At 65.8% G+C, this 26423-nt stretch carries 25 protein-coding genes and 1 tRNA gene; 9 read left to right on the plus strand and 17 right to left on the minus strand.

Translation table 11 applies throughout. The annotated features are described in order from the left end of the window. Window positions 1-11: 11 nt before the first annotated feature. Both NU1_RS04595 and NU1_RS04600 read right to left on the minus strand, forming a co-directional pair. The gene (locus NU1_RS04595) at window positions 12-383 is read right to left on the minus strand and encodes a PPOX class F420-dependent oxidoreductase (protein ID WP_067517710.1); all 372 of its coding nucleotides are present in this window, start codon (window positions 381-383) and stop codon (window positions 12-14) included. Window positions 384-451: 68 nt separating this feature from the next. Continuing rightward, on the minus strand, window positions 452-1858 hold the full coding sequence (locus NU1_RS04600; protein WP_067517799.1) for an acyl-CoA synthetase: 1407 nt from the start codon (window positions 1856-1858) through the stop codon (window positions 452-454). Window positions 1859-2012: 154 nt separating this feature from the next. Here NU1_RS04600 and NU1_RS04605 point away from each other — a divergent pair, with 154 nt between their 5' ends. Continuing rightward, window positions 2013-2864, plus strand: a complete 852-nt coding sequence (locus tag NU1_RS04605) for an oxygenase MpaB family protein (RefSeq protein ID WP_067517712.1) — start codon at window positions 2013-2015, stop codon at window positions 2862-2864. 22 nt (window positions 2865-2886) lie between these two features. Here the strand turns inward: NU1_RS04605 and NU1_RS04610 are convergent, their stop codons facing one another. Beyond that, entirely contained in the window at window positions 2887-3519 is a 633-nt protein-coding gene (locus NU1_RS04610) for a TetR/AcrR family transcriptional regulator (RefSeq protein ID WP_067517714.1), read from the minus strand. Between the two features lie 146 nt (window positions 3520-3665). On the opposite strand from NU1_RS04610, the gene NU1_RS04615 reads away from it, so the two are divergent. Further along, on the plus strand, window positions 3666-4532 hold the full coding sequence (locus NU1_RS04615; RefSeq protein ID WP_067517715.1) for an oxygenase MpaB family protein: 867 nt from the start codon (window positions 3666-3668) through the stop codon (window positions 4530-4532). 90 nt (window positions 4533-4622) lie between these two features. On the opposite strand, the gene NU1_RS04620 is transcribed toward NU1_RS04615, so the two are convergent. Both NU1_RS04620 and pruA read right to left on the minus strand, forming a co-directional pair. Continuing rightward, window positions 4623-5570: a proline dehydrogenase family protein gene (locus NU1_RS04620; protein WP_067517717.1), complete on the minus strand. Its 948-nt coding sequence runs from the start codon at window positions 5568-5570 to the stop codon at window positions 4623-4625. Beyond that, window positions 5570-7204, minus strand: a complete 1635-nt coding sequence (gene pruA, locus NU1_RS04625; protein WP_067517801.1) for an L-glutamate gamma-semialdehyde dehydrogenase — start codon at window positions 7202-7204, stop codon at window positions 5570-5572. The genes NU1_RS04620 and pruA overlap by 1 nt, the downstream gene beginning before the upstream one ends. Before the next feature lie 60 nt (window positions 7205-7264). Between pruA and NU1_RS04630 the strand changes: the two genes are divergently transcribed. Continuing rightward, window positions 7265-7729, plus strand: a complete 465-nt coding sequence (locus tag NU1_RS04630) for an acetyltransferase (protein WP_067517719.1) — start codon at window positions 7265-7267, stop codon at window positions 7727-7729. 3 nt (window positions 7730-7732) lie between these two features. Here NU1_RS04630 and NU1_RS04635 read toward each other — a convergent pair whose 3' ends face one another. The 5 genes from NU1_RS04635 to NU1_RS04655 form a co-directional block, all read right to left on the minus strand. Then, complete coding sequence (locus NU1_RS04635) at window positions 7733-9256, minus strand: GMC oxidoreductase (protein ID WP_245719944.1); 1524 nt, start codon at window positions 9254-9256, stop codon at window positions 7733-7735. Window positions 9257-9612: 356 nt separating this feature from the next. After that, window positions 9613-9686, minus strand: a tRNA-Asp gene (locus NU1_RS04640). Between the two features lie 74 nt (window positions 9687-9760). Then, on the minus strand, window positions 9761-10867 hold the full coding sequence (gene dapC / locus NU1_RS04645) for a succinyldiaminopimelate transaminase (RefSeq protein WP_067517720.1): 1107 nt from the start codon (window positions 10865-10867) through the stop codon (window positions 9761-9763). 5 nt (window positions 10868-10872) lie between these two features. Then, entirely contained in the window at window positions 10873-11196 is a 324-nt protein-coding gene (gene fdxA / locus NU1_RS42670) for a ferredoxin (protein WP_029931437.1), read from the minus strand. A 105-nt stretch (window positions 11197-11301) separates the two neighbouring features. After that, on the minus strand, window positions 11302-13965 hold the full coding sequence (locus NU1_RS04655; protein WP_067517722.1) for a bifunctional FO biosynthesis protein CofGH: 2664 nt from the start codon (window positions 13963-13965) through the stop codon (window positions 11302-11304). 194 nt (window positions 13966-14159) lie between these two features. On the opposite strand from NU1_RS04655, the gene NU1_RS04660 reads away from it, so the two are divergent. Together NU1_RS04660 and NU1_RS04665 are read left to right on the plus strand one after the other, a co-directional pair. Continuing rightward, window positions 14160-14666 (plus strand): PH domain-containing protein, encoded by a 507-nt coding sequence (locus NU1_RS04660; protein ID WP_067517804.1) that lies wholly within the window; start codon window positions 14160-14162, stop codon window positions 14664-14666. Between the two features lie 106 nt (window positions 14667-14772). Then, a complete protein-coding gene (locus NU1_RS04665; protein WP_067517723.1) occupies window positions 14773-16413 on the plus strand; it encodes a PH domain-containing protein in 1641 nt (546 codons plus the stop codon). A 223-nt stretch (window positions 16414-16636) separates the two neighbouring features. Here NU1_RS04665 and NU1_RS04670 read toward each other — a convergent pair whose 3' ends face one another. The 5 genes from NU1_RS04670 to typA form a co-directional block, all read right to left on the minus strand. Continuing rightward, window positions 16637-17143 carry a hypothetical protein gene (locus tag NU1_RS04670; RefSeq protein ID WP_067517725.1) on the minus strand — a complete coding sequence of 169 codons (507 nt, stop codon included), beginning with the start codon at window positions 17141-17143 and terminating at the stop codon, window positions 16637-16639. After that, window positions 17140-17298, minus strand: coding sequence for a hypothetical protein (locus NU1_RS42115; RefSeq protein WP_169814996.1), 159 nt, complete (start codon window positions 17296-17298; stop codon window positions 17140-17142). The genes NU1_RS04670 and NU1_RS42115 overlap by 4 nt, the downstream gene beginning before the upstream one ends. Before the next feature lie 5 nt (window positions 17299-17303). After that, window positions 17304-18227 (minus strand): N-acetyl-1-D-myo-inositol-2-amino-2-deoxy-alpha-D-glucopyranoside deacetylase, encoded by a 924-nt coding sequence (mshB, locus tag NU1_RS04675; RefSeq protein ID WP_157551985.1) that lies wholly within the window; start codon window positions 18225-18227, stop codon window positions 17304-17306. Further along, window positions 18224-19939, minus strand: a complete 1716-nt coding sequence (locus NU1_RS04680) for an ABC transporter family substrate-binding protein (protein ID WP_067517806.1) — start codon at window positions 19937-19939, stop codon at window positions 18224-18226. Before NU1_RS04680 ends, mshB begins: the two co-directional genes overlap by 4 nt. A gap of 69 nt (window positions 19940-20008) precedes the next feature. Further along, a complete protein-coding gene (typA, locus tag NU1_RS04685) occupies window positions 20009-21904 on the minus strand; it encodes a translational GTPase TypA (protein WP_067517729.1) in 1896 nt (631 codons plus the stop codon). A 147-nt stretch (window positions 21905-22051) separates the two neighbouring features. Here typA and NU1_RS04690 point away from each other — a divergent pair, with 147 nt between their 5' ends. Together NU1_RS04690 and NU1_RS04695 are read left to right on the plus strand one after the other, a co-directional pair. Next, window positions 22052-22231, plus strand: a complete 180-nt coding sequence (locus NU1_RS04690) for a hypothetical protein (RefSeq protein ID WP_067517730.1) — start codon at window positions 22052-22054, stop codon at window positions 22229-22231. Window positions 22232-22313: 82 nt separating this feature from the next. Further along, the gene (locus NU1_RS04695) at window positions 22314-22607 is read left to right on the plus strand and encodes a 4a-hydroxytetrahydrobiopterin dehydratase (protein ID WP_067517732.1); all 294 of its coding nucleotides are present in this window, start codon (window positions 22314-22316) and stop codon (window positions 22605-22607) included. A 21-nt stretch (window positions 22608-22628) separates the two neighbouring features. Here NU1_RS04695 and NU1_RS04700 read toward each other — a convergent pair whose 3' ends face one another. After that, window positions 22629-23909 (minus strand): mannosyltransferase, encoded by a 1281-nt coding sequence (locus NU1_RS04700; RefSeq protein WP_084520984.1) that lies wholly within the window; start codon window positions 23907-23909, stop codon window positions 22629-22631. A gap of 309 nt (window positions 23910-24218) precedes the next feature. Between NU1_RS04700 and NU1_RS04705 the strand changes: the two genes are divergently transcribed. Both NU1_RS04705 and NU1_RS04710 read left to right on the plus strand, forming a co-directional pair. Further along, window positions 24219-25001: an Rv1157c family protein gene (locus NU1_RS04705; protein ID WP_067517736.1), complete on the plus strand. Its 783-nt coding sequence runs from the start codon at window positions 24219-24221 to the stop codon at window positions 24999-25001. 103 nt (window positions 25002-25104) lie between these two features. Beyond that, a complete protein-coding gene (locus tag NU1_RS04710; protein WP_067517738.1) occupies window positions 25105-25488 on the plus strand; it encodes a hypothetical protein in 384 nt (127 codons plus the stop codon). A gap of 27 nt (window positions 25489-25515) precedes the next feature. Here NU1_RS04710 and NU1_RS04715 read toward each other — a convergent pair whose 3' ends face one another. Beyond that, complete coding sequence (locus NU1_RS04715; protein ID WP_067517740.1) at window positions 25516-26247, minus strand: DUF1906 domain-containing protein; 732 nt, start codon at window positions 26245-26247, stop codon at window positions 25516-25518. Window positions 26248-26423 lie beyond the last annotated feature (176 nt).

A 26423-nucleotide genomic window follows, 5' to 3' on the forward strand; every position in this document is an offset into this window, starting at 1 on the left:
ACGACTGGGGTTCAGTCGATGCCGAAGGCGATGACGCGTTCGGGGGTGATGCGGATCAGTTCGCGGGACATGCCCGGGCCGTAGGGGTCGACGTCGCGCAGTGCGACCGCGGTGCCGCGGATTTCGAGGCAGCGGACCTCCCAGGGAGTCACCGATTTCACGTCGTCGACGACGAATGCCACCCGGTTGTCTTCGGCGAGATTGCGGAACTTCTGGCTGGCACCCATATTGTGGCCGCCGATATCGATGACGCCCAGGATTTCGTCGAATTCGAAGCCCACCGGGTTGTTCTGCGGTGATCCATCCGGGCGGATGGTGGCGAGGCGGCCCAGGCGCTGGCTGCGGAGGTAGGCGATCTGGGCGGGCGACAGCGTTGCGATCATATGTTGACGGTAGGACCTCGACCGCGCTCGAGGTCAACCCCTCGCCGGATTCGACTGCCGGATTCGAACTAGAGCAGTAGCTTCTTCTGCACCTTGCCCATGGCATTACGCGGAAGCGCAGCCACCACGCGCACCTCGCGGGGCCGCTTGTGGATCGAGAGTTCGCTGGCCACATGGTCGATCAGGCGCTGTTCGGGGGCGTCGACGCCCTCTCGTAGCACCACGTACGCGACGATGCGCTGCCCCAGATCGTCATCGGGCACACCGATTACCGCCGTCTCGGCCACGGCCGGATGTCCCAGCAACGAGGTCTCGATCTCCCCGGCACCGATGCGGTAGCCCCCGGATTTGATGAGGTCCACCGACTCCCGTCCGACAATCCGGTGGAATCCCTCGGCATCGATCACCGCCACATCACCGGTCTTGAACCAGCCGTCCGCGGTGAAGCTCTCCGCGGTCACCTCGGGACGATTCAGGTAGCCGTCGAACAGCATGGGCCCGCGAACCTGTAGCCCGCCAACACTTTCCCCGTCGTGCGGCACCGGATTTCCGGCTTCGTCGCACAGCCGTGTCCGCACTCCGGCGACCGGCGTGCCCACCCATCCGGGGCGACGTTCCCCATCGGGCCGGGTGGAAATGGTGATCATGGTTTCGCTCATGCCGTAGCGCTCGATCGGCGCGTGCCCGGTGAGCTCACGCAGCCGTTCGAAGACCGGCACCGGCAGCGGCGCGCTCCCCGAGATCAGCACCCGCGCCGATACCAATTCCTTTGCCGCCTCCGGTTCTTCGACAATGCGCGACCACACCGTCGGAACCCCGAAGTACATGGTTCCCCGAGCCTGCGCATACGCCTGCGGCGTGGGCTTTCCGGTGTGGATGAGCGGGCTGCCCACCCGTAGCGGTCCCAGCAGCCCGAGAATCAGCCCGTGCACATGGAATAGCGGAAGCCCGTGCACCAGCACATCATTCGCCGTCCAGCCCCAAGCCTTCGCGAGCGCGTCGAGCCCGGCGGCCACGGCTCCCCGACTCAGCATCACCCCCTTCGGCGCACCCGTGGTCCCGGAGGTGTAGAGAATGAAAGCCGTTGCGGTGGGCGCAGGCTCGGCATATGTGTGCCAGGACCGTGCGTGCAGCCGCACCGGTATCACCGGCAGCGCAGCCCCTTCCGGAGCTCGGCCCAGCCATGCCTGCGCCCCCGAGTCGGCCAGTATGTGTTCCAGTTCCGCATTCCCCGCGTCCGGCGGCACCGGTACCACGGTGACGCCCGCGATCAGGCAGCCCACCACCGCCAGCACCGTGGTGGCCGTCGGTTCGGCCAGCACGGCCACCCGCTGCGCCCGCGCCACCCGTTCGGCGACCGAGGTGGCCGCGCCCAGCAGATCGCTGCGCGACAGTGTCACCCCGTCGATGGTGACGGCATCCGGAATATCAATCCCGGCGGCGACGGCGGCCGGATTCAACGAACTCAACAGCAGCGGCGACCCATATGACACGGGCCAACGGTACTGCGCCGCCACCCGCACCGCCCGCGCGGGATTCCTCCGACCGGGACCCGGTTGTGATGGTTGACACCCGCATGAACGGGTAAGAAACTTTATGTACAACCTTCTCACCGAGATGGGGTCAATGATGACCAGCCCAGTGCGCATACCCACGCGCGACGCCGACCTACCGCCCATCGATATTCGCGAATTCATCGACGGGGCCACCGGCCTCCTCGGCGGCGCGGCCAATGTGATCATGCAGCTGTCCAACCCACCCGTCGGCTACGGCGTGATCGAGAGCCCGGTGGACAGCGGCAATGTGTTCAAACATCCGATCAAGCGCCTGCGCACCACCGTCACCTACCTGTCCGTGGCCATGCTCGGTACCGATTCCGATCGCGAGAGCTATCGCGCGGCCGTCGACACCTCCCATCGCCAGGTCCGTTCCCGCCCGGACAGTCCGGTGAAGTACAACGCCTTCGATACGAGACTTCAGCTGTGGGTGGCGGCCTGCCTGTACTGGGGCGCCCAGGATCTCTACACACGCATGCACGGCCCGCTGGACGAGCCGACCGCCGACGCCTTCTACCAGTACTCGGCCCGCCTGGGCACCACCCTGCAGCTGCGCCCGGATCAGTGGCCGCCGAATCGGCAAGCGTTCGACCGCTATTGGACCGAGAACCTGGCCCGCACCTCCATCGACCCACGGGTACGCGCCTACTTCGAGGATCTGATCGACCTGAAGATGATGCCGCGCCCGGTCCAGCTGGCCTTCGGCACGGTGCACCGCTTCTTCGTCACCGGCCTACTGCCGCAACATCTTCGCGACGAGATGGGGATGACCTGGTCGCCACGACAGGATCGGGTGCTGGACCGGCTGCTGCGCACACTCGGCGCGGCGGAGAGTGTATTACCCCCGGCCGTCCGGGTTTTCCCGCTCAATGCCTACCTGGTGGATATGCGAATCCGGCGGCGGCTCGGCTTACCCCTGGTCTGAATTCGGCGAGTCGGGATGCGCGTCAGCGAATCCGGAAGCTGGGCACGATGTGTTGGCGGGCGAATTCCCGCAGCGTCGCCTCATCGTCGAGCGGGATGACCGTCTGCGGCGTGAGCGCCATGGACAGCGCGGTGCGGGCGATCATCTCGGCCAGTGGCAGCGGATCGTAGTGCGGCAGTTTGCCTTCGTCCTGGAGCCGGACAATGAACTCGGCCAGGTAGTCGCGTCCGAGCTCGATTACCGGAGCGCCCTGCACGGTGAGATAGGGCAGCACGATTTCCGGTTCCGTCTTCAACAGTCGCAGCAGCAGTTCATTGCCGCGCAGTCCCGCGAGGAAGGTGATGAACAGTTCGACGATCTGATCCTCGGCGCTGGCGTCGAGTTCCGCCTGCCGCTGCACCACGGCGTCCACCTCTTCGATGAACTGCCGGGTCTGCCGCAGCCCCACCGCCTGAATGAGGTCGTTCTTGCCCGCGAACCGCCGGTACAGCGTGGCGAGCGAAAGCCCCCCGCGCCGCGCCACCTCCACCATGCTGGTGCGTTTGACGCCGAAGTCGAGGAATGCCAGCAGGGCGGCGTCGAGGACCTTGGCCTGATTGCGGTCCTCCGGTCCCGATCCGCGCACCAGCGGCAGCAGTTTGGCCAGCTTGGCCATGGACTCGACCCCCTCTCGACACGGCGATACGATGACACACAAATCATCGCACATTGACAGAACCATACTTGAGTGAGAAGGTGCGAGTAGATCTTTCTCACACTCTCCTCACTGCCGAGGAGTAACGACGAGGAGTCGAGTCAACGATGACTGCCGCGCTGCGCCATGATGAGTACCAACCGGTCGCCTTTGCTAGTCCGCTCACACCGGAATCCGTCCGCGAACACCTCGACGGCATTGCCGCCTTTCTCGGCGGTGCGGCCAATGTGATCATGCAGCTCTCACTCAAACCCGTCGCCTACGGCGTCATGGAAAGTGATGTGGAGAGCGGCAGTGTCACGATCCACCCGATCAAACGGCTGCGCACCACTCTCACCTACCTGGCCGTCGCCTGGCTCGGCGACGAGGAGGACCGCAGGTCCTACCGGGAGGCGGTCAACCAGTCCCATCGCACCATCCGCACCAAGGCCACCAGCCCGGTGAAGTACAACGCCTTCGACCCGAAGCTCCAGCTCTGGGTGGCGGCCTGCCTGTACTGGGGTGTCGATGACCTGATGCGACGTATGCGCGGACCGCAGGATTCCGCGCAGGCCGAGTACTTCTACCAGTACAGCGCCCGACTGGGCACCACACTGCAGATGCGCCCGGAGATGTGGCCCGCCACCCGCGAGGAGTTCTACGCGTACTGGGAGGAGAACCTCGTCCAGCACGCCATCGACGAGCCGACCCGGCGCTACTTCAACGACCTCACCGATCTGAAGATGCTGCCGCGCCCGATTCAATTGGTGTTCGGGCGTTTTCACCGGTTCACCGTCAGCGCGCTACTGCCGCAGCACCTGCGCGATGAGATGGGTATGACCTGGTCGGCACGCCACGAACGCGCATTCGGCCTGATTCTGCGTAGTATCTCCGCCGTGTGGACGCGAATGCCGACGGTTATCCGCCTGTTCCCGTTCAACTTCTATCTCGCCGATATGCGTATGCGTCGGCGTCTCGGTCGGCCACTGGTCTAGGGAACGGCAATTCGCGGCGACCAGCGGCGTGCGGGCGGACAGGGGAACCGGACTCCTGGCCGCCCGCAATAGTTTTCGGCCGACCGGAGCTCAGGACCGGTCGGCCAGGGCCCGCAGGAAGAAGCCCAGGTTCGCGGGCCGCTCGGCCAGCCGCCGCATGAGGTAGCCGTACCACTGGCCGCCGTAGGGCACATAGACCCGCATGGCGTGGCCCTCCCCGGCCAGTCGGCGCTGTTCGGCGTCGCGGATCCCGAACAGCATCTGGAATTCGACATCCCCCCGACCGCGTCCGTTCTCGACCGCCATGGTGAGCGCGGCCTCGATCAGCGCCGGATCGTGCGAGGCGATCATGGGATAGCCCTGCCCGCGCATGAGCACATCCAGGCAGCGCAGGTATGCGGCATCCACCTCCGCCCGGTGTTGATAGGCCACCGTCTCGGGCTCCTGATACGCACCCTTGCACAACCGGATTCGCGCACCATCGGCCGCCAACTCGCGCAGCCGACCCTCCGATGCCCGCAGATAGGTCTGCACCGCCACTGCCAGCCAGGGAAATTCGGCCCGCAACTGGCGCACGTTCTCCAGCGTCTCCTCGGTCGTGGTGTGGTCCTCGGCGTCCACGGTCACCCATACCCGCGACTCGACGGCCTTGGCGCACAGCTTGTGCAGATTCTCGGTGGCAATGGCCGGACCGTCCGGCCCGAGCGACTGCCCGAGTGCGGACAGCTTGACCGACACCTCCACGCGCGGAATGGGAGTATCGCGATCATTGAGCGCGGCCAGATCGTCGATGAGCGAAACGTATTCCGCCACCGCCGCATCCGCCATGGCACGTTCGGTGGTGTACTCGCCGAGGAAGTCGATACTGACGCTGCGGCCACTGTCGAGCAGCTGCCGCACCACCGGGCCCAGTTCCGCGCGGGTCTCCCCTGCCACGAACCGCCGCACCACGCCCGCCGTCACCGGCACCTTGGTCACGGCCTGCTTCATCCGTGGCGATCCGGCCGCCGCGAGTATTACCGGCCTCAGCGGATTCATTACTCCTCCATATGGGGATAGCGGTAATCCGTTGGCGGAACGAAGGTCTCCTTCAGGGTGCGCGGCGCGACCCATCGCAGCAGGTTGAGATAGGACCCGGCCTTATCGTCGGTACCGGAGGCTCGCGCGCCACCGAACGGCTGTTGGCCGACCACCGCGCCGGTGGGCTTGTCATTGACATAGAAGTTGCCCGCCGCGAATCGCAGTGCGTCCGAAGCCTGTTCGACGGCGTGGCGGTCACTGGCGAAGATCGCCCCCGTGAGGGCGTAGGGAGCGGCGGTGTCCACCTCGGCGAGCACATCGGCGTAGGCGTCCGGGTTGCCGTCGTCGTAGACGTAGACCGAGAGCAGCGGACCGAAATACTCCGTCCCGAACGATTCGTCGGTGGGATCGTCGGCGAGCAGGACGGTCGGCCGCACGAACCAGCCCTCACTGTCGTCGTAGGTTCCACCGGCGGCAATGGTCACGCCCTTGGCGCGGGCCCGTTCGATGGCGGTCACATTCTTGTCATACGCGCGTTGATCGATCACCGCCCCACCGAAATTCGTCAGATCCGCGATATCACCGTAGGGCAGCTCCTCGACCTGGGCGAGGAACTCGTCGCCCATCCCGCGCCACACGGATTTGGCGATGTACGCCCGCGAAGCCGCCGAACACTTCTGCCCCTGATACTCGTATGCCCCACGAATCATCGCGGTGCGCAGCGCATCCGGATCGGCGGAGGGGTGGGCGACAATGAAGTCCTTCCCGCCGGTTTCCCCCACCAGCCGCGGATATCCGTGGTAGCGGCCGATATTCGCGCCGACCTCCTGCCACAGATGCTGGAAGGTGCGGGTGGAACCGGTGAAGTGAATCCCCGCCAGCCGGGGATCGGCGAGCGCGATCTCCGACAGCCGCACCCCGTCGCCGGTCACCATATTGATGACGCCCGGCGGCATACCGGCCGCTTCCAGCAGTTTCATCAGGTAGTACGCCGAAAGCGTCTGGGTGGGAGCGGGTTTCCACACCACGGTATTGCCCATGAGCGCGGGTGCGGTCGGCAGATTCCCGGCGATGGCGGTGAAGTTGAACGGGGTAATGGCGTACACGAACCCCTCCAGGGGCCGGTAGTCCATCCGATTCCACACCCCCGCCGAGGAGTTGGGCTGCTCCCGCAGAATATTGCGCGCGAATGCCACATTGAACCGCCAGAAGTCGATCAGTTCGCAGGGGGCGTCGATCTCCGCCTGCTGAACCGTTTTCGACTGGCCCAGCATGGTGGCGGCGGCGATGGTCTCCCGCCACGGCCCGGCCAGTAGATCCGCCGCCCGCAGCAGTACGGCGGCGCGTTCGTCGAAAGGTAGTGCCCGCCAATGCGCGGCGGCCGCCGACGCGGCCTCGATGGCGGCTCGTGCTTCGTCATGTGTGGTGTTGGTATAGGTCCCCAGAACGTGCCGATGCCGGTGCGGCATGACGATTTCCAGTCGCTCCCCGTCGCCCGGTCGATGCTTGCCGCCGATCACCAACGGCACATCCACCGATTCGGCGGAGATCTCGGAAAGTCGGGCACTGAGCAGTTCACGTTCGCGGCTACCCGGTGCGTAGGAGTGCACCGGCTCATTGCCGGGGTGGGGGACAACCGTGACAGCGTCCATATCCCAGGTTATCGCGAACCCTGCCACCGCAGCCGGAACACGGCCGATAGCATCACCGGCGTGAGCGAGCGTCCGCGAATCCATCTGCGTCCCTGCCTCGGAGCCGAGGAGTTCCCGCACCTGGTGGCGGTATGGCGCAGCGCGGTCGCGGCCACGCACGACTTCCTCCCACCGGCCGATGTGGACCGCATCGCGACCCGCCTCGCTCCCGAGTACTTCCCCATGGTCGAGCTGACGGTGGCCGAGTTGGATGGGGAGATCGCCGGCTTCTCCGGGCTGTCGGCGGGCAAGCTGGACATGCTGTTCGTCGATGCCGCCTATCGCGGCAAGGGTGTGGGCGCGGCCCTGGTCGCTGCGGCGCTGGCGCGCTATCCGACCCTGACGGTGGACGTGAACGAGCAGAATCCGCAGGCGGTGGGCTTTTACGAACGGCTCGGCTTCGTGAAGACGGGCCGCTCGGCAACCGATAACGACGGCCGCCCCTTCCCACTGCTGCATTTCGTCCACGCCCCCATCGAGGCCTGAGGGCTACAGGTCGTTCGCCACGATGTTCTCGATATTGCGTTCGGCGAGCGCGGTAATGGTGACGAACGGGTTGACGCTGGTATTGCCGGGGATCAGCGAGCCGTCGATGACATACAGGCCCTGGTAACCGGGCACGCGACCGTAGTTGTCGGTGGCCTCGTTGAGCACACAACCGCCGAGCGGGTGGTAGGTGAAGTCGTCGCCCCAGGTCTTGTAGACGCCGAAGAGGTCGGTCCGGTAGATCGTCCCCTCCTTCTTATTGATCTTGTCGAAAATGCGTTTGGCGGCATCGATGGCGTACTGGTTCTGTGAGGTCTGCCAGTTCAGGTCCACCTTGCCGGTGCCGGAGTTGAAGGTGAACTGGGCACGGTTGGGGTTCTTGGTAATGGCGAGATACAGGCTGACGTAGGTCTCCAGCCCGGAGGGAAACGGCGCGACCTCCGCGAAGGCCGGGCCGCCGGTGTCGCTCCAGTTGTCGATACCCAGGCACGGCATACTCGATTGCAGCTTGCCGGTGCCGTCCCACATATGGTTGGCCCGACCCACCATCACATTGCCGTTATTGCCCCAGTTCTTGCCGACCGCGTCCGGCAGATCGGGCAGTTTGCCCTGCGCCTTCATGGCCACCAGCAGTTTCGAGGTGCCGATACTGCCCGCGGCGAAGAACACCTTCTCCGCGACAACGGATTTGACGGAGACGGTATTGCCGCTGGTATCGATCTGATTCATCTCGACCCGGTAGCCGCCGTCGGTGGGCGATACGGCGGTGACGACGTGCATGGGCGTGATCCGCACCTTGCCGGTGCCGGTGGCCGCGGCCAGATAGGTCTTGTCCAGTGAGCGTTTGCCGTGGTTGTTGCCGTAGATGACCTCGCCGTCGAGCGCGGACCGGGTGACGGTTTTGGCCTGCTCCTTCTTCATATACTCGAAGTCGTAGACATTGGGCACGAAGGTCCAGCCGAAGCCGGAGCGCTCCGCGTGTTTGCGGCCCACCCGCGCGAACCCGTAGCACTCGGCGCTCTCGAACCAGTTCTGGTCGATATGGTTCACGCCCAGTCCGCTATTGGCGCGCGGGTAGTAGGTGCCGTACATCTCGTCGGCGTTCACCGACGGCAGGATGCTCGCGAAGTTCTCCCGCTTGGGTGTCACCGCCATACCGCCATTGACCAGTGACCCGCCGCCCACGCCGCGGCCCTGATAGACGCGGACGCCGCTGAACTGCTCGGAATCGAGTACGCCCGTGTACTTTTGGATGTCCTTGTTATACGAGCCGCCCGCGAAGTAGCCGACCGGCTGATCGGTGCGGGTGCGTAGCCAGTACGAGCGGCCGTCGGGTTTCAGCACCGGGCAGAAGATCTTGCCGTCGGAGCCGGGCGTCGTCCAGGACATGCCCATCTCGACAATCGTCACCTCGACTCCCGCCTGTGCCAACCGCAACGCGGCGACCGATCCCCCGTACCCGCTGCCGATCACCAGCGCTGGAATTTTCTCCCCGTCCGCCAGTGGCGCGGCCGTAGCGCGCGTCATGGATCGTCCGACCATCGCGGCAGCCAGGGTGAAACCTGTTGCAGCTAGGAACCCCCGGCGACTAACCCCCTGCCCGAACCGATTACCAACAGGCATTTCATAGGTGCGCACAGACAAACTAAGGCTCCTCATCGAGACTTGAATGGGAACCCGTTCTAGCAATGTGAAATGGGATTGCGTGACATTTTCCGGATAAGTCGGAAAAGTTACGGTCGCAGAGCGAAGCTTGCAGAGTGAACCGTATGTTCAGCGGTACACACAAAGAATCAGCGGTACACACAAAAAAATGGTGCACACCGAGAAAATGGCGTGCACCAAGGACGTTCGGACCACAACGGTCCATCGCAAAACCTATGCGACCCTGACGGGACTCGAACCCGCGACCTCCGCCGTGACAGGGCGGCGCGCTAACCAACTGCGCCACAGGGCCTTACCGCGATCGACCCGGGGGGCGACTGCGGGAGAAACCTATCATGCACCTGTACCACGGAAGAAATCCGCTGGTCAGGCGACCAAACGTGCTGCGGCGGCGGCAATGCGATCATCGCTCGCGGTGAGCGCGATACGCACATGCTCGGCACCCTGCGGCCCGTAGAACTCGCCCGGTGCGGCGAGAATGCCCCGCTCGGCCAACCAGTCCAGGGTGACCCGGCAGGGCTCCCCGCGGGTGGACCACAGGTACAGCCCGGCCTCGGAGTGATCGATGCGGAACCCGGCCTGCTCCAAGGCTTTTCGCAGCACTTCCCGGCGCACCCGGTAGCGCTCACGCTGCCGGTCCTCGTGCGTGTCATCGCTGAGCGCGGCGGTCATGGCCGACTGGATCGGGAACGGCAGCATCATGCCGGAGTGCTTGCGCACCTCCAGCAGCTCGGCGACCAGCGCCGGATCGCCGGTGACGAAACCGGCCCGGTAACTCGCGAGATTGGAGGTCTTGGACAGCGAGTGAATGGCGAGCAGGCCGGTGTGGTCGCCGTCACTCACCTCGGGATCGAGAATGGAGACGGCGCGTCCCTCCCACGTCAGCCCGAGGTAGCACTCGTCGGACGCGACGATCACATTGCGCTCGCGCGCGAATTCCACGACCTTGCGCAGGTGGTCGACACCGAGCACCTTGCCGGTCGGATTCGACGGCGAGTTCACGTAGATGAGCGCGGGGGTCTCCGGCCCGAGCCGAGTCAACCCGTCCGCGCGCAGGATTCGGGTCCCGGCCAGCAGCGCGCCCACCTCATAGGTCGGGTACGCCACCTCCGGAATCACCACGAGGTCTTGCGAACCGAGCCCGAGTAGTCGCGGTAGCCCGGCGATCAGCTCCTTGGTGCCGATAACGGGCAGCACTGCGGCGGAGCTGATTCCGGTGATTCCGAACCGCCGCTTCAGCGCCTCGACGGCAGCGTCGCGCAGTTCGGGAGTTCCGTGCGTGGTCGGGTAGCCGGGGATCTCCGCCACCGCGGACAGTGCCGAACGGATGAGCGGATCCACCGGGTCGACGGGTGTGCCCACCGACAGATCGACGATGCCGCCGGGATGCTCGGCTGCCCGAGCTTTGGCGGAAGCGATGGTGTCCCAGGGAAATTCGGGCAGCAGCGAGCTGACCCGGCCACGCGCGGTCAACTCAGCTACTCGCTGGCCATCGGCGGTAGCGCGGCGATGAACGGCGGGTCGTAGTCGACCTTGCCGACCTTGGTCGCCCCACCGGGCGAGCCGAGGTCGTCGAAGAATTCGACATTGGCGTTGACGTAGCCGCTCCACTGGTCCGGGGTGTCGTCTTCGTAGAAGATCGCCTCCACCGGACATACCGGTTCACATGCACCACAGTCCACGCACTCGTCCGGCTGGATGTACAGCATGCGACCGCCCTCGTAGATGCAGTCCACGGGGCATTCCTCGATGCACGCCTTGTCCTTCACGTCAACGCACGGTTCAGCGATGATGTACGGCACTGCCGCTCTCCTAGTCTGTCCTCTGCGGGATGCTCCGCCCGCGAAACAGTATCCCGACGCCCCACATTACTACTGGCCAGCCTGCCCTAACCGGGTCGGCGAATGCTACCCGACCGGGAGTGAAACCGGTGACCTGTGCGGGGGTATGCCATAGGTCGTACTGCGTTGCCGGACCGGTCGGTCGATACCGGTGGCGATCTCGATCAGTTCGGCCACCGTTTTCGCCGATCCATGCTCGGAACCGGCCATTCGGGAGATGGTCTCCTCCATCAGGGTGCCGCCAAGGTCGTTCGCGCCACCGTTGAGCATCATCTGAGTTCCCGTTATGCCCAATTTCACCCAGCTGGTCTGGATATTCGCGATACGCCCGTGCAGCATGATGCGCGCCAGGGCGTGCGCCGCTCGATTATCGCGGATGGTCGGACCGGGCCGCGAAGCACCCGCCAGATACAGCGGTGCGCTCTGGTGTACGAACGGCAACAGTACGAATTCGGTGAATCCGCCTGTCTCGTCCTGGATTCCATTCAACACCCGCAGGTGGCCCACCCAGTGCTTGGGGTTGTCCACATGCCCGTACATCATGGTCGAGCTGGAGCGAATGCCCAGCTTGTGCGCGGTGGTGATGACCTCGATCCACGCCGAGGTGGGCAGCTTGCCCTTGGTGAGGATCCAGCGCACCTCATCGTCGAGGATTTCGGCGGCGGTACCCGGAATGGTGTCGAGCCCGGCCTCCTTCAGCGCCGAGAGCCAGTCGTGGATGGACTGGCCGGAGCGGGACGCGCCATTGGAGATCTCCATCGGGCTGAACGCGTGTACATGCATTTCGGGTACACGCTTCTTGACCGCGCGCACGATATCGGCGTAACCGGTGACCGGCAGGTCGGGGTCGATACCGCCCTGCATACAGACCTCGGACGCGCCCTCGACCCAGGCCTCCCAGGCGCGGTCGGCGACCTCGTCGGTGCTGAGGGTGAAGGCATCGGCGTCACCCTTGCGCTGCGCGAACGCGCAGAAGCGGCAGCCGGTGTAGCAGATATTGGTGAAGTTGATATTCCGGTTGACGATGTAGGTGACGTCCTCGCCGACGGCGTCGCGACGCAGTTGATCGGCGAACGCGGTCACCGCCTCGAGAGCCGCGCCGTCGGCGGTGGCCAGCGCCAGGTACTGGTCGTCGGTCAGGCCCGCCGGATCCCGCTCGGCAGCGCGCAGGGCGGCCATGACGTCGGCATCGAAGCGTTCGGGTGCGGCGGCGGCGAGCTGGTGTACCTGTTCGCGAATGGTCTCCCAGTCACCGAACGCGCCCAGCGCCTCGTCGACGAGTCCGGAATCGCTGCGCGAGTCGGTATTTCGGCCCTCGCTGTCGATCGCGGTATTGAGGTCGATACGGCCGACGGATTCCCAGTCGTGATCGGGTTCCTGCCAGGGCAGCCCGGTCGGCAGTACATCGCGGGCGAGGCCGGTCTTCGGATCGGCCAGGGCCGCGACATGGTTCGATACCCGCGGGTCGATCCACGGGTGCCCGGACAGGATGTATTTCGGGTGCGCCGTGAGTCGTTCGGTGAGCACGAATCCGGCATCGGCGGTGACCTGCGCGAGGACTTCCAGATTCGGCCAGGGCCGTTCGGGATTGACATGGTCGGGGGTGAGCGGTGAGACGCCGCCCCAGTCGTCGATACCGGCGTCGAGCAGTGCCCTGCACTCGTCGAGCGAGACCAGGTTCGGCGGAGCCTGAATGCGCATCTTCGGGCCGAGCAGCATGCGTGTCACCGCGATGGTGGCGCGGAATTCCTGCAGGTCGGCGTCGGGGGTATCGCGCATGGCGGTATCGGACTTGGCCAGGAAGTTCTGCACGATCACCTCCTGCACATGCCCGAATGCCTTGTGCACCTTGCGAATCGCCATAATCGATTCGGCACGCTCGGTGAGGTTCTCGCCGATGCCGACCAGAATGCCGGTGGTGAACGGCACCGACAGGCGGCCCGCGTCGGTGAGCGCGCGCAGCCGAACCGCCGGATCCTTGTCCGGACTGCCGTAGTGCGCCTCGCCCTTCTCGGTGAACAGCCGGGTGGAGGTGGTCTCCAGCATCATGCCCATGGACGGCGCGACCGGCTTGAGGCGCGACAGTTCCGCCCAGGTCATCACACCCGGATTCAGGTGCGGCAGCAGGCCGGTTTCCTCGAGCACCCGAATCGACATGGCGCGCACGTAGTCCAGGGTGGAGTCGTAGCCACGCTCGTCGAGCCACTGGCGGGCCTCGGGCCAGCGGTCCTCGGGGCGATCACCCAGGGTGAAAAGCGCTTCCTTACAGCCCAATTCGGCACCCTGGCGGGCGATAGCCAGAACCTCATCGGGTTCCAGGTACATGCCGTGGGTGCCTTCGGTGCCGTTGTCCTTGCGGAGCTTGCCCGGCACGGTGACAAAGGTGCAGTAGTGACACTTGTCCCGGCAGAGTCGGGTCAGCGGAATGAAGACCTTGCGCGAGTAGGTAATCGGCAGGGCGTCACCCGCCGCGTAGCCCGCTTCCAATAGTCCGGCGTCGCGCACCCGCGCCGCCGAGGTGCACAGATCCTCCAGATCGGCGTCGCGTGCGTGCAGCAGCACCACCGCCTCGTCGAGATTGAGCGTCGCCCCGTCCCGCGCGCGGCGCAGGGCTCGCCGCATGGCGGACGCACTCGGCACTACTGCGGAACCACTGGGCATCGAGGCTGGTGAGCCGCTTGATGCCGGGGGGAGCTTCGGGTTCGGTAGATCCGTCACGTCTTCGATCATGCGCCATCCGTCCGACTGGTCCGACTCGGGTGTCTATGAGGTGGGACAACCTGGTGCCACGGCGCACTATTCCACCATCGGTCGCTCAGCGTGCGGTGTCCGAACTCGCCACGGCGAAACCCGAGATCGAGCCGCTGAAAATCCGCGCGGGCGATGTCACGCCCCCTGTCACGATCCATGGAAGCATGGCAGGCATGTCTCAGCCCGTACGCTCCGGCGGAATCATGGCGGCCCCGGCGTGGCGTCCGAGCCCCCGCGCGAAATTGCTATGGGCAGTCAGCGGAGCCGTGAGCTGGCTGTTTCCACTGATTGCCGTGTTCGTGTGGATGTTCATCGACGATAATCGCCGTGGCTGGCAGGCAACGGCGCTGGTGATCATCGTGGTGGGTGCGGCAATCGGTGTCTTCGTGGTGCCGCTGTGGCGCTACGCGGTGCATCGGTGGGAGATCACCGATGAGGCCGTCTATACGCGGACCGGATGGTTCTCGCAGGAGAGCCGGGTCGCGCCGATTACTCGAATCCAGACGGTGGATACGCAGCGCGGGCCTTTCGAGCGACTGCTCGGTCTGGCAACGGTCACCGTCACCACCGCCTCCTCGGCGGGGGCGGTAACCATCGACGCGCTGGATCTGGCGGTCGCCGAGGAGACGGTCAGCAAGCTGACCGAGATCACCGCCCGGCATCGCGGAGACGCCACATGAGCGAGCGCAGCGAGCGAGCGACCATTACAGCCGAGCGCAGCGAGCGACCAACCAATAAGGCCGAGTCCTCGCTCGTGTCGTCGCCGAGCGCTGGCGAGGTGATGGCATGAGCGAGCGACCAACCAATACAGCCGAGACCCCCGATCCGATCGGGAGCACGACGGACGCCGATAGACCCGCTACACCCCCGGGGAATATCGAAACCCCTTGGCAGCGGCTGGATCGGCGGATGCTGCTGGTGCATCCCGTCACCGAGGTCGTGCGATACATTCCGGTGCTCATTGCCTCGGTGATCGGCAGTGCCCAGAGCGAGAACCCGCTGTGGGCACTGCTGGCCTTGACCGCCATCGTCGGCATTGCCGTGACCCGCTGGTTCACCACCACGTACCGCATCGGCCCCGACAATGTGGAATTGCGCACCGGACTGGTCCAGCGCAAGAAGCTGGCCGTACCGCGCTCACGCATTCGCTCGGTGGATATCCAGGCCGATCTGCTGCACCGCGTACTCGGCCTGGCGATATTGGAGATCGGCACCGGTCAGCAGGCCAATCGCGGGGAGGAATTCAAACTGGACGCACTCGATGCGCGACTGGTCCCCGGACTGCGTATCGAGCTGCTGGCACACACCGCCGGAGCCGCTGCGGCGCAACAGACTCCGCGATTGACCAAGGATTCCGACGCAACTGTTTCGACAGCGGGTTCGTCGGATGAGCCGGACGCGACGGCGAACCTCGAGCCGGTCGACACCGCACCGGAGGGTGTCGAAATCGCCCACTGGCAACCGAAATGGGTGCGCTACTCCCCGCTCTCCCTCACCGGTTTCGCGCTCATCGCCCCCATTGTCGGCCTCGCCTTCCAATACGGTTTCGCCCAGGTGGTTTTCGACTCGACCACCTTCGACGACTTCGGCGCACGCGGTGTCTGGTTCCTCGGCTTCCTTATCGTCGCCCTGGCCATCGCATTGATCGCCATAGTCAGTCTGGCCGCCTGCGCCCGTTACCTGGCGACATATTTCGGCCTGAAGGTGCTCGACAACGGCAAAACCCTGCACCTGCGCCACGGCCTGTTCACCACCCGCCAGATCACCCTCGACCTGGCCCGGCTGCGCGGAGCCACCGTCAATGAGCCACTGCTGCTGCGTATGGCGGGCGGTGCGGAACTCGAAGCCATCATGACCGGCACCGACCCCCGCCAGAAGATTCTCCCCCAGGCTCCTCGCGCGGCCGTCGACCGTACCCTCACCCATCTCCTCGGCGAATCGACCCCGAGCACGGTCGCTCTCACCCCGCACGGCCCGGCCGCCCGCTACCGCCGCTATACCCGAGCTCTGGGGCCGGTCCTCACCGCGGCGGCGATCATGGCGGTGTTCGCCCTTGCGGTGGAACCACTTCCAGTGTGGTCGTGGTCCCTGCTCGCCCTGGTACTCCTGATCGCCACCGCCGTGGCCTGGGACCGCTACCGAGGTCTGGGCCACCTGGTCATACCGGCGGCCGACGGCAACCCCACCTGGCTTATCGCCCGTAGTGGCTCCCTCGACCGCGACCGCGACTGTCTCGAGGCTCCGGGCATTATCGGCTGGACCGTCGGGCAGTCCTGGTTCCAGCGGCGCGTCGGAGTGGCAACCCTGACCGCCGCTACCGCCGCCGGGAAGAAGCGCTACACCCTGATCGATATCCCCCTCGATGCCGCCTGGCCGCTGATCGACGCGGTCACGCCCGGACTGCTGGGGAGACGCAACCGAGGTTGACGGCGCGGTGTCTACACGGCCCAGCCCCGTCGCCCTGGCACGTCCCACACCCGTCATCCCGGCACGCCCCACACCCGTCATCCCGGCATGCTTTTGGCCGGGATCCACCGTTCCCAGCGCAGCACAGTGGATTCCGGCCCAAAGCACGCCGGAATGACGAGAGGTAGGCACGCCGGCATGACGAGAAGTAGGAATGGCGAGAACTACGAGTGACAGCGCATGTTCAGGCTCCGTACCGCGCGCCGACCGACCCGGCCGGGCTGAGGTTGGCGAGGTAGTACAGGTACAGACCGGCGGGGAGCAGGCCGCCGACGAGCAGGGCGAGGGTCGGCCAGTCGTTCATGAACAAGACGTCGCCACCCGGACCACCGAGGGTGCACAGCATGTAGGTGACGGTCCAGGCGGTCAGGGGTAGGGCCATCATGCCGATACGATCGGTAACGGTCGACATACCTTTGACCAGAAGGACATTCACCACCGCGGCGATCAGTACCGTAATCGGAAACGGGACAGCGCCCGCCGTGAGAGTGGCCGCGAGCGGCTGTGCCTGCGCCAGTAGGGCCGGTGATTCGGGAACGTCGGCCCGGCCGAGGTAGATCGGCAGGAACAGCGCCTCCAGCAGTAGCGTGACGACCCCGTCGAGTACCAGGACCGCCGCGATGACGCCGGTCGGCCACGAACGGCCGGCCGCCGCGACGAGGCGGGTGGGGGAACCGAGGGCCGCCGTCACGGCACCGGCGGGAAACCGAGCAGGGTCAAAAGGTGACTCTGCATATCGACAAAGGCGTACAGGCCGTGCAGATACAGCTCGTGTTGCGCCTCGAAGTGGGGCTTCTGGCTCTCCACGAAGGCGGCGATCATTTCCTGAACGTGCCAGTTGTACATATCGGTCAGTCTCCCACTCCACGCCGACGCGACTCGATCATGTCGGACAATCCGGCGAATAGGTCGTGTTCGCGGCCGTCCGGGCCGACCTCGCCACGTTGACCTCGCACCAGGATGAAATGTTCCTCCGGCAGCACCGGCTGAGCAATATTGTTGGACAGCGCGAACTCTCGGCCCGACGGTGCCACGGTCACCTGGGTGGCGTGCGCGCGCAGGGCCGCCCGCTTGGCGGCCAGCACACCGGCCACATCGACGGTCGTGGTCACGGATTCACTGGGAACGCAGGCCAATTCGTTGTCGTACGGTAGCCGCCAGCCACTCGGCAGTGCGCCCGGGAGCCGGTCCACGGTGCGGCGCTTCAAGGCTTCGGTGTGCATGTGCAGCACTTCGGCATCGGTGACGGTCCAATACGTCTTGGGGATATCCCAGCCCAGGGGCACGGCCGCGTTCACGGCCGCCATGGTGATTTCGTGGGCGCGAATATGATCGGGATGGCCGTAGCCGCCACGCGGGTCGTAGCCGACCACCACGCGGGGGCGCAGCTCCAGGATTATCCGGACCAGGGCGTCCACGGCCTCATCGCCGGAGCGAACGAAGGCGCGGGGGTCGCGGGCGGGCGGGGTACCGGCCATACCGGAGTCACGCCACCGGCCCGCACCACCGAGAAAGCGGGGCGGACCGGCATCCAATTCGGCCAGCGCACCGGCCAATTCGGAAATGCGGTAACCGCCGAGTTGGTCGGCCCGATCGGATACGAGCAGGGCGAGTTCGTCACCGATGACCTCACCCTCCTCGCCGAGGGTGCAGGTCACCACGGTGACGGGAATACCGAGCCGCCGGTAGTGCGCGATGGTCCCACCGGTAGTGATGGATTCGTCGTCCGGATGCGCGTGGACGAGAAGTAGTCCACCCGTGCCGTTTTCACTCACGGCAGGCGTCGCCAGTTCGCGGCGTCACCGAAGATTCCGGCCTGGATGGCTCCGCCCAGCGAGGCGCCGTCCACGCGCGGTCCGGCCGCCGCCACCTGGGTGTCCTGCACGATCGGCAGGACGGTGGACAGTTCCCACAGTCTCGGTTCGGCCTCGGCGATCACCTTCGGCGTATCGATGCCGCGCAGGGCCGCGTCGATAGCGGGCTGCAAGGTCGGGTCGCATATTCCGGAAAGGTTGGCCGGGGCCTCCTTGGCCGCCTCGACTTCAGCCGAATCCCCATCCGTCCCAGGCGTTTCCGCAGGAGGACACCCGTAGCGGGACGCAAGGACCGTGGCCGGATCGTCACCGGCACGCTCCCAGCCGACCAGCGCGTCGATACTGTTTCCGATCAGGTCCGTGCCGTACAGCCGTTCGGCCGACACACTGCTCACGGTGGCATCGATTCCGGCACTGCGCAATTGGTCCGCCGCCGTATTCGCGACCGCCAGGGTGGCGTCGTCGCCTTCGACCGCACCGATGCGAAGGCTCAGCGTCCTACCGTTCTTGGCGATCAGACGCGGTTGTGGTGCGGGCGACGTCGGCGAGGAGTCCAGCGGTACCTCCGGCTCGCGGCCGTACCCCGCCTCGGCGAGCAGCGCGAATGTCTCCTCCACGCTGGGGCGCGGCGGCGCGGTCGGCGCGTAACCCGGATCCGACGGCGAAAGCACCTGCGCCCGTACCGGTTCCACCCAACTGCCGGTCTGCGCGCCGACGGTGGCCAGCAGCACCGGATCCAACAGCCCCAGCACGGCCTTACGCACCCGGATATCGGCCAGATCGGGATTGCGCCCGTTGAGCACCAGTTCCATTTCCCGCGACTGCAGGTTCATGGCGGTCCGCACCGAGGGAATGGCCGCCAGCTGCGCCTGCAATGCCACCCCGCCGCGCACCAAGGCCATCTGCGCATCGCCGGTCCGCAACGACTCGGCCACCTGGGCGGGAGTTCCACCGCGCCGCATCAGAATCGAATCCGGCACCGCGGGTGTACCCCAGTAGCGGTCATTGCGTTCGAGCAAAATCTCCTCGCGACCGCGATCGGCCTGCTTGATCCGGAAGTGGCCGCCGGAGATCCGAATGGTGTCCGACAGCCCCTGCTCGAATCCGGAATCCTTGATCAGATGTGAGGGCACCAGATCCGAGAACAGCTGCCGCCACGCCGGATACGGCTCCCGCATGGTGACATTCACGGTCTTGCCGCCCGCCGCGGAGCTGACATCGGAGATCAACCGGTAGCCCGCGGGATCGACCGCCCCGGGCTGCGTGATCATCTGCTGCCACAGGTAGCGGAAGTCCTCGGCCGCGATCGGCGCGCCATCGGACCACGACGCCTCATTGCGGATCTGATAGGTGATGGTGAACGGCTCCTGCGCCGACACATCGGCGGACACCATGAGCGTGCTGTCCAACACCCGGTCCGAAGCACCCGGCACGTCCGGCGCGGGCACCGTCCGGAACGGGCTCGGCAGCACCATCGACGCCACCGCCGCGGTCGCGGGCGACTGGTGCGCCCGCAAATGCGGATTGAAGCCGATTCCGATGTCGTCGACGGCCACGACCACCGAGGTCTTACCCGGCTTGGCCGGTGTGGTCTTGGGGCTGTCGGTGCTCTCGATGGGCGGCGGCGGATTCGCGGTGCAGCCGGTGGCGACCGCCACAGTGGTCGCCACCATCACGAATACCGCACGCCACGACGCGCGCCCTCGCGCCCCCGATCTCACGATCGGCACTCTACAGCTTGCCTACAGCGCCGCGCGGTCACGCGCCTTCCGACGCGAGGTCTCCCGACCACGCTCGGTCGCACCGAGAATGACCTTGCGCACGCGCACGACCTCGGGGGTCACTTCCACACACTCGTCACCGGCACAGAACTCCATGGCCAGTTCCAGATCCATCTGCAGCGGCTTGGCCAGGGTCTCGAACACGTCAGCCGTCGCGGACCGCATATTGGTCAGCTTCTTCTCACGGGTGACATTGATATCGAGGTCCTCCGAGCGCGGGTTGATGCCCACGACCATGCCCTCGTAGGTGTCCGCACCCGGCTCCACGAAGAACTGGCCGCGGTCGGCGAGCTGGATCATGGCGAACGGCGTCACGGTGCCCGCGCGGTCGGACACCAGCGAACCGGTGTGGCGGGCGCGGATCTCGCCGGCCCACGGCGCGTAACCGTTGAAGACGGCATTGGCGATGCCGGTGCCGCGGGTGTCGGTGAGGAAGTCGGTACGGAAACCGATCAGACCACGCGACGGCACGATGAACTCCATGCGCACCCACCCGGCGGAGTGGTTGCTCATCTGCACCATCTTGCCCTTTCGGGCGGCCAGCAGCTGGGTGACAGCGCCCAGGTACTCGTCCGGGACGTCGACGGTCAGCTCTTCGAACGGCTCGTGCACCTTGCCGTCGACGGTCTTGGTGACCACCTGCGGCTTACCGACGGTCAGCTCGAAGCCTTCGCGACGCATCTGCTCGACGAGGATGGCCAGCGCCAGCTCACCACGGCCCTGCACCTCCCAGGCGTCCGGGCGGCCGATATCGAGCACGCGCAGCGACACATTGCCGACCAGTTCCTGGTCCAGCCGCGACTTGACCATGCGGGCGGTGAGCTTGTGGCCCGATACGCGGCCGACCAGCGGCGAGGTATTGGTGCCGATGGTCACCGAGATGGCGGGCTCGTCGACGGTGATGCGCGGCAGCGCGACGGGGTTCTCCGGATCGGCGAGGGTGTCGCCGATCATGATCTCCGGAATACCGGCGATGGCGACGATATCGCCCGCTTCGGCCTCCTCGGCCGGGCTGCGCTCGACGCCGATGGTCTTGAGCAGTTCGGTGATCTTGACGGTCTTGGTGCCCTCAGCGGTCATCCAGGCCACGTTCTGGCCCTTGCGCAGGCGGCCGTTGTGAATGCGGACCAGACCGATACGGCCGAGGAACGGCGAGGCGTCGAGGTTGGTGACGTGCGCCTGCAGCGGCTTGTCCGCATCGCCCTTGGGCGCGGGCACGTACTTCATCAGCACGTCGAACAGCTCGTCGAGGTTGTCCGCGCCGGGGGCGTTGCCGTTCTCCGGGCGGGTGGTGGAAGCTTTGCCCTCACGGCCGGACGCGTAGAGCACCGGCAGGTCCAGGGCCAGTTCGGCGGCCTCGGAGGCTTCGTCGTCCAGATCGGACGCGAGATCGAGCAGCAGGTCGTGCGATTCCTCCACGACCTCCTCGATACGGGCGTCGGGACGGTCGGTCTTATTGACCACCAGGATCACCGGCAGCGACGAGGCCAGTGCCTTGCGCAGCACGAACCGGGTCTGCGGCAGCGGGCCCTCGGAGGCGTCGACCAGCAGCACGACACCGTCGACCATGGACAGGCCGCGCTCGACCTCACCACCGAAGTCGGCGTGGCCGGGGGTATCGATCACATTGATGACGGTCATGGAACCATCGGGGTTGCGACGATGCACGGCGGTGTTCTTGGCGAGAATGGTGATGCCCTTCTCGCGCTCGAGGTCACCGGAGTCCATGACTCGGTCGACCATTTCGGCACGCTCACCGAAGACGCCGGACTGCCGCAGCATTGCGTCGACCAGCGTGGTCTTGCCGTGGTCGACGTGCGCCACGATGGCCACGTTGCGGAACTCGACAGACGACACGCTTGATCCTCCTGATAAGTGGGTGGTGCGGCCGAGCCCGTCATTGCGAGGGCGGAAAGAACTCCACCGGCTTACGGCCGCATAACAGACTACCGGCTGTCCCAACTCACACGTTTGACGACTGCCACTTAGGTTAAGCTAACCAACATGGGGAAGAAGGTGAAGGCCAAGCACGTCTCGGGTTTGAAACCCAAGAACAAGTGCTGTCGCAAGAAGACGCGATGCTTCAAATGCCCCGTGGTCATCATGCGGATGAAGAAGTGCGAAGCCGCGGGTGTCTGCGGCAAGGACCTGAAGAAGGCGCTGAAAGTGGCTCGCGCGCGCTGACTTCCGGTGCGCGAACGCGTCCTTTTCACGACATTTCCCGCAAGTCCGCCCATCCGTCGGCCAGAAGGCGTAGACCGGGATCATGAGTACCGAGCTGCTCTCCCGAGACGAAATCGCCAAGGCGCTGACCGATCTGCCCGACTGGATCCACACGGGCGCGAGCATTGCGCGCACCATCGAGGCCCCGTCGTTCCTGGCCGGAATCGAACTGGTCCGCCGGGTCGCCGTCGCCGCCGAGGCCGCCAATCACCATCCCGATATCGATATCCGTTGGCGGCGAGTCACTTTCACCCTCTCCACCCATTCGGCGGGCGGACTCACCCAGCTGGATATGGCGCTCGCTCACGAGATCGATCTGCTGACGTCGCAGAGCTGAGGCTGTGTCCTATTCGGCGTCTTATTCGGCGCGCGCGGGGCGCTGCGAGGTTACGCGGGCTGCCTCCTCCGGGCTCTGACGCTCGCGCCGACCCGTCCAGATGATCCAGGCGAAGAAGGCCAGCACACCGATCACATCGACCGCGCCCAGCCAGGCGAGGATGCCCGGCCGCGAGATGGTCCAGATATCCGGCTGCGCGAACGACAACACCCAGGGCACCCCGATCAGTGCGGTGACCAGCCAGTATCCGGCGAGGATCCGGGCGCTCACCGCTTCGCGCAACGGCCCGTAGATCAGCCACAGCACGGTCGGAATGAGCCAGACGAAGTGGTGCGACCAGGAGATGGGCGACACCATCAGGCCGAAGAACTGCACGATAATGAGGGTGCCCAGGCGGTCGTCCGGGCCCAGCGCCCGCCAGGCGAAGTAGGCCAATACGGCCGTGAGCAGCACCGCGGCCATCCACCACGGCCCCGATTCCACGTCATGTCCGAGGATGCGGCTGATCGCGCCGCGCAGTGACTGATTCCACACCGACCCGACCGGCCCGATCCGGTCCGCGTCGCCGAGCAGGGTGCCGAAGTACCGTTCGGCCTCGGCCTTGTTGATCAGGAAGCTGATGCCGACGGTGCCCGCGAATACCAGCGCCGACCACACCGCCGTCCACCACCGTCGCCGCGCCACGAAGTAGAGACCGGTAATCGCCGGGGTGAGTTTGATCCCGGCGATGACGCCGACCAGCGTTCCCGAGATCCACCAGCGGGCACTGCGCACCGCCAGCATGGCCCCCAGCACCAGGAATACATTGACCTGCCCGTAGTCGAGGGTGGTGCGCACCGGCTCCATCCACACGCCGACCGCTGTCCACCCGACCACCACTGCGCGCCAGCGTGGTTCCCGCACCCGTTCACCCAGGAGCAACTCGAGCGCGATTCGCACGACCCAGTACAGCGCCGCCACCGTCAGCAGCAGCCAGCCGACCGCGACCACCGGGAACGGCAGGTAGTGCAGCGGGAAGAACACCACCGCCGCGAACGGCGGATAGGTGAAGGGCAGCGGGAAGTCGGGCGTCACCTCCGAGTAGGTGAAGTCGTAGAGGTGGCCGGTGAGCAGTGCCGCCGACCCGTCCACGTACACGTGCAGATCGACGAAGTTCATACCGTTCGGCGACAGCAGTACCCACAGCAACCGCGCCAGCACCGAGAGGGCCAATACCGCGACGGCGAGTCGGAGGTGTCGATGCACGGCGCGGACTTTCCGGTCGGGTGATGCGGGATCACCGGCCCAGGATCGGCGACCGATGAGCGGGTTTGCGGCCCCGACAAAGAGTAGCGGTGCCCGTCGGAGGCGGTGTCGCTCCCTCGCTGCCAATAATTTCTCCGCACATTTTCGTCGGTTCGTGTTGCCTCGGAAATACCAGGTCCAGGTGTAACATCTGCATCACTGACCACAGCAGTCACATGCAAAATGAACGCTCGTCCGATAGCTTGTTCCGAGCAGGGACAGCAAGATCACACCTTGGCTGTACAACAGGGCAGCCGGGTCCCTAGAGTGACCGCAGCGATGTCCCCGTCGCCGCAGTTGTACCCGAGTTAAGGACGGCCACACCAGATGCTTCGCACCAGAGGATCGCGGTTCGCAATCACCGCGTTGGCCGTGGCAGCCTGCGCCACCATCGCCGTGCCGACAGCGTCCGCCCAGCCAGCACCCGCCGCGCAGAGCGTCGCCTCTGTGCCGGTTATCCCCGAGGGCGTGCCGGTCGAGGCGCTGGCCTCGCTGGTGCCCGCCATTATCGGTGCGGCCGCCGGTCCTGCCGACATCGCGGCGAGCCCGCAACAGGCACTCCTCGATCAGGCCCGACAGATCCTCTCCACGATCAATCTGCCCCCGCAGATCAAGTCGACCCTGGAGCGGATCATTACGTTCCTCGACGGTAGCGGTGGCGGCGGCGTCGACGTTCCGGAGGACGGCCCGGTCATCGCCCAGTTCCTGTGGCCGACCATCGGTAAGGGCTGCATCTCCGAATCCGCCGACTCGATCGGTACCGCGCTGGCCGTCGCCGGACCCGCGCAGCTCCCCCCGCCCGGCCCGCAGGCCGGCCAGGCCGGTTTCGTGTTCACCGCGCTGGGCACCAAGAAGCCCACCGAGACGCAGAACCCGCCGATGACCGTGCAGTGGCTGAACCTCGACACGCGCCAGTCCGGCACCATGGCGCTGACCGATGCCGCCAAGATCAACCCGGATGGCCCGGCCACCCTGTCGGCCATTGCCGATACCGGCAACGGCCGCGTGGTCGCGGTGGTCTCCGGTTCGCTGACCACCCAGGCCGACGCCGAATCCGCGCCGATCACCTGCTCGTTCCTGCCGACGATCGGATTCTTCACCGTCGCGTAGGCGCGGTGCGGCTACCCCATTACGGCTCTACTTCGGCCGGGATCCAGCAATGGATCCCGGCCGAAGTGTTTCGATGGGCACCCCACTGTGGTAAACCGGCTGTATGGCGGCTGTGAAAGACACTGTGCAGGGGCTGCATTCGCGCCGGTCGATTCTGTCGATCCGCTCGGAGGGCTCGATTCTGTCGATCGGGTCGGCCTATTCGGTGCTGTCCATCGGCAGTGTCGGATCGGTGCTGTCGATCGGGTCCGTGGGTTCATTCGGATCGATTATCTCGTCGGGCTCGTTCGCCAGCCTCGGGTCGGCGTTCTCGGCCATGTCACGCTGGTCGCTGTTCTCCTGGCACGGTGACCGCGTCGCGCTGAGCAATGGCGGGAAGGCGGTCGGCACCGCCGAACTGGTCGATATGGAGGGCCGCCCCGCGCTTCGGGTGGTGCCCGACGAACCGGGCCTGCGGCAGGACCCGACCTCGCATTGCCAGACGTAGAACTATCTGGCCGACAAGGGTTTTCGCCTACCACTGCCCATAGTCGGGTGACAGCACGGCATTGACGTCCACGCCCACGCCACCGACGCTGCGCTTGTCGATCTCGAACTGGTGCAGGTGCGCGTCCGGATGTACGAATCCGGTCGGCGTACCCCAATTGTGTTGCCAGAACCAGGAACCCAGACCCGCGGCGCGGGCCCAGTCGATGGTCGGGCTATTGGCGTAGACGCCGGTGCGCTCGCTACCGATCACCGACTCCCAACCCTCCAGATAGGGCGCGATGAGATTCTCGAACTCCCAGTCGTCGGGGTTGTCGTCGATGGAGGCGTAGATGGGCGCGGTATCGGGCCCACCCGCCGCATTGTGCAGGGTGATGCCACGTTCGGCGTGTTGCTTGCCGGCCTCCAGTCCGCCGCGCCAATCCGCGGTCGGACCCTTGCCGAACTGGTAATTGGACACAATGGTCAGACCCAACGCGCGCAGCGCGTCGACCTCCCCGGCCAATAATGGCTTTCCCGCCATCCACTCCGCCCCCGGCCGCCGGTCGGAGACGTAGCGGATAACGCCGATATGTCCGGCATCGGCGATGGATTGGGCGTCGGGGACACCGCCCGCGTAGTCGAGCAGGGTGCCGAGTGACGATCGGGCCGACGCGGTGGGCGCGAGGCTCGCTCCGGCCACGGTGAGGGCCGCCGCGCCCCCGGCGATCGCGGCTGCACGGGCAAGGAAGTCGCGGCGGTTGACGGCAGGGATATCCAACGCAGAACTCCTTCACACGGCGAGCAGAGAGCATGGAACCCAGAGCTTGAAACGCGGTGGAGCTTTTGAAGAGCGGTGGAACGCAACGCGGTACTGACACCTGCGGATGCCCGGCGCACCTTCCCCGATGACAGAACGCGCCATCAGTGCGCCGGGGACTCCGAACGTGTCCTCAT

The sequence above is a fragment of the Nocardia uniformis NBRC 13702 genome (assembly GCF_001613345.1).
Taxonomy (GTDB): domain Bacteria; phylum Actinomycetota; class Actinomycetes; order Mycobacteriales; family Mycobacteriaceae; genus Nocardia; species Nocardia uniformis.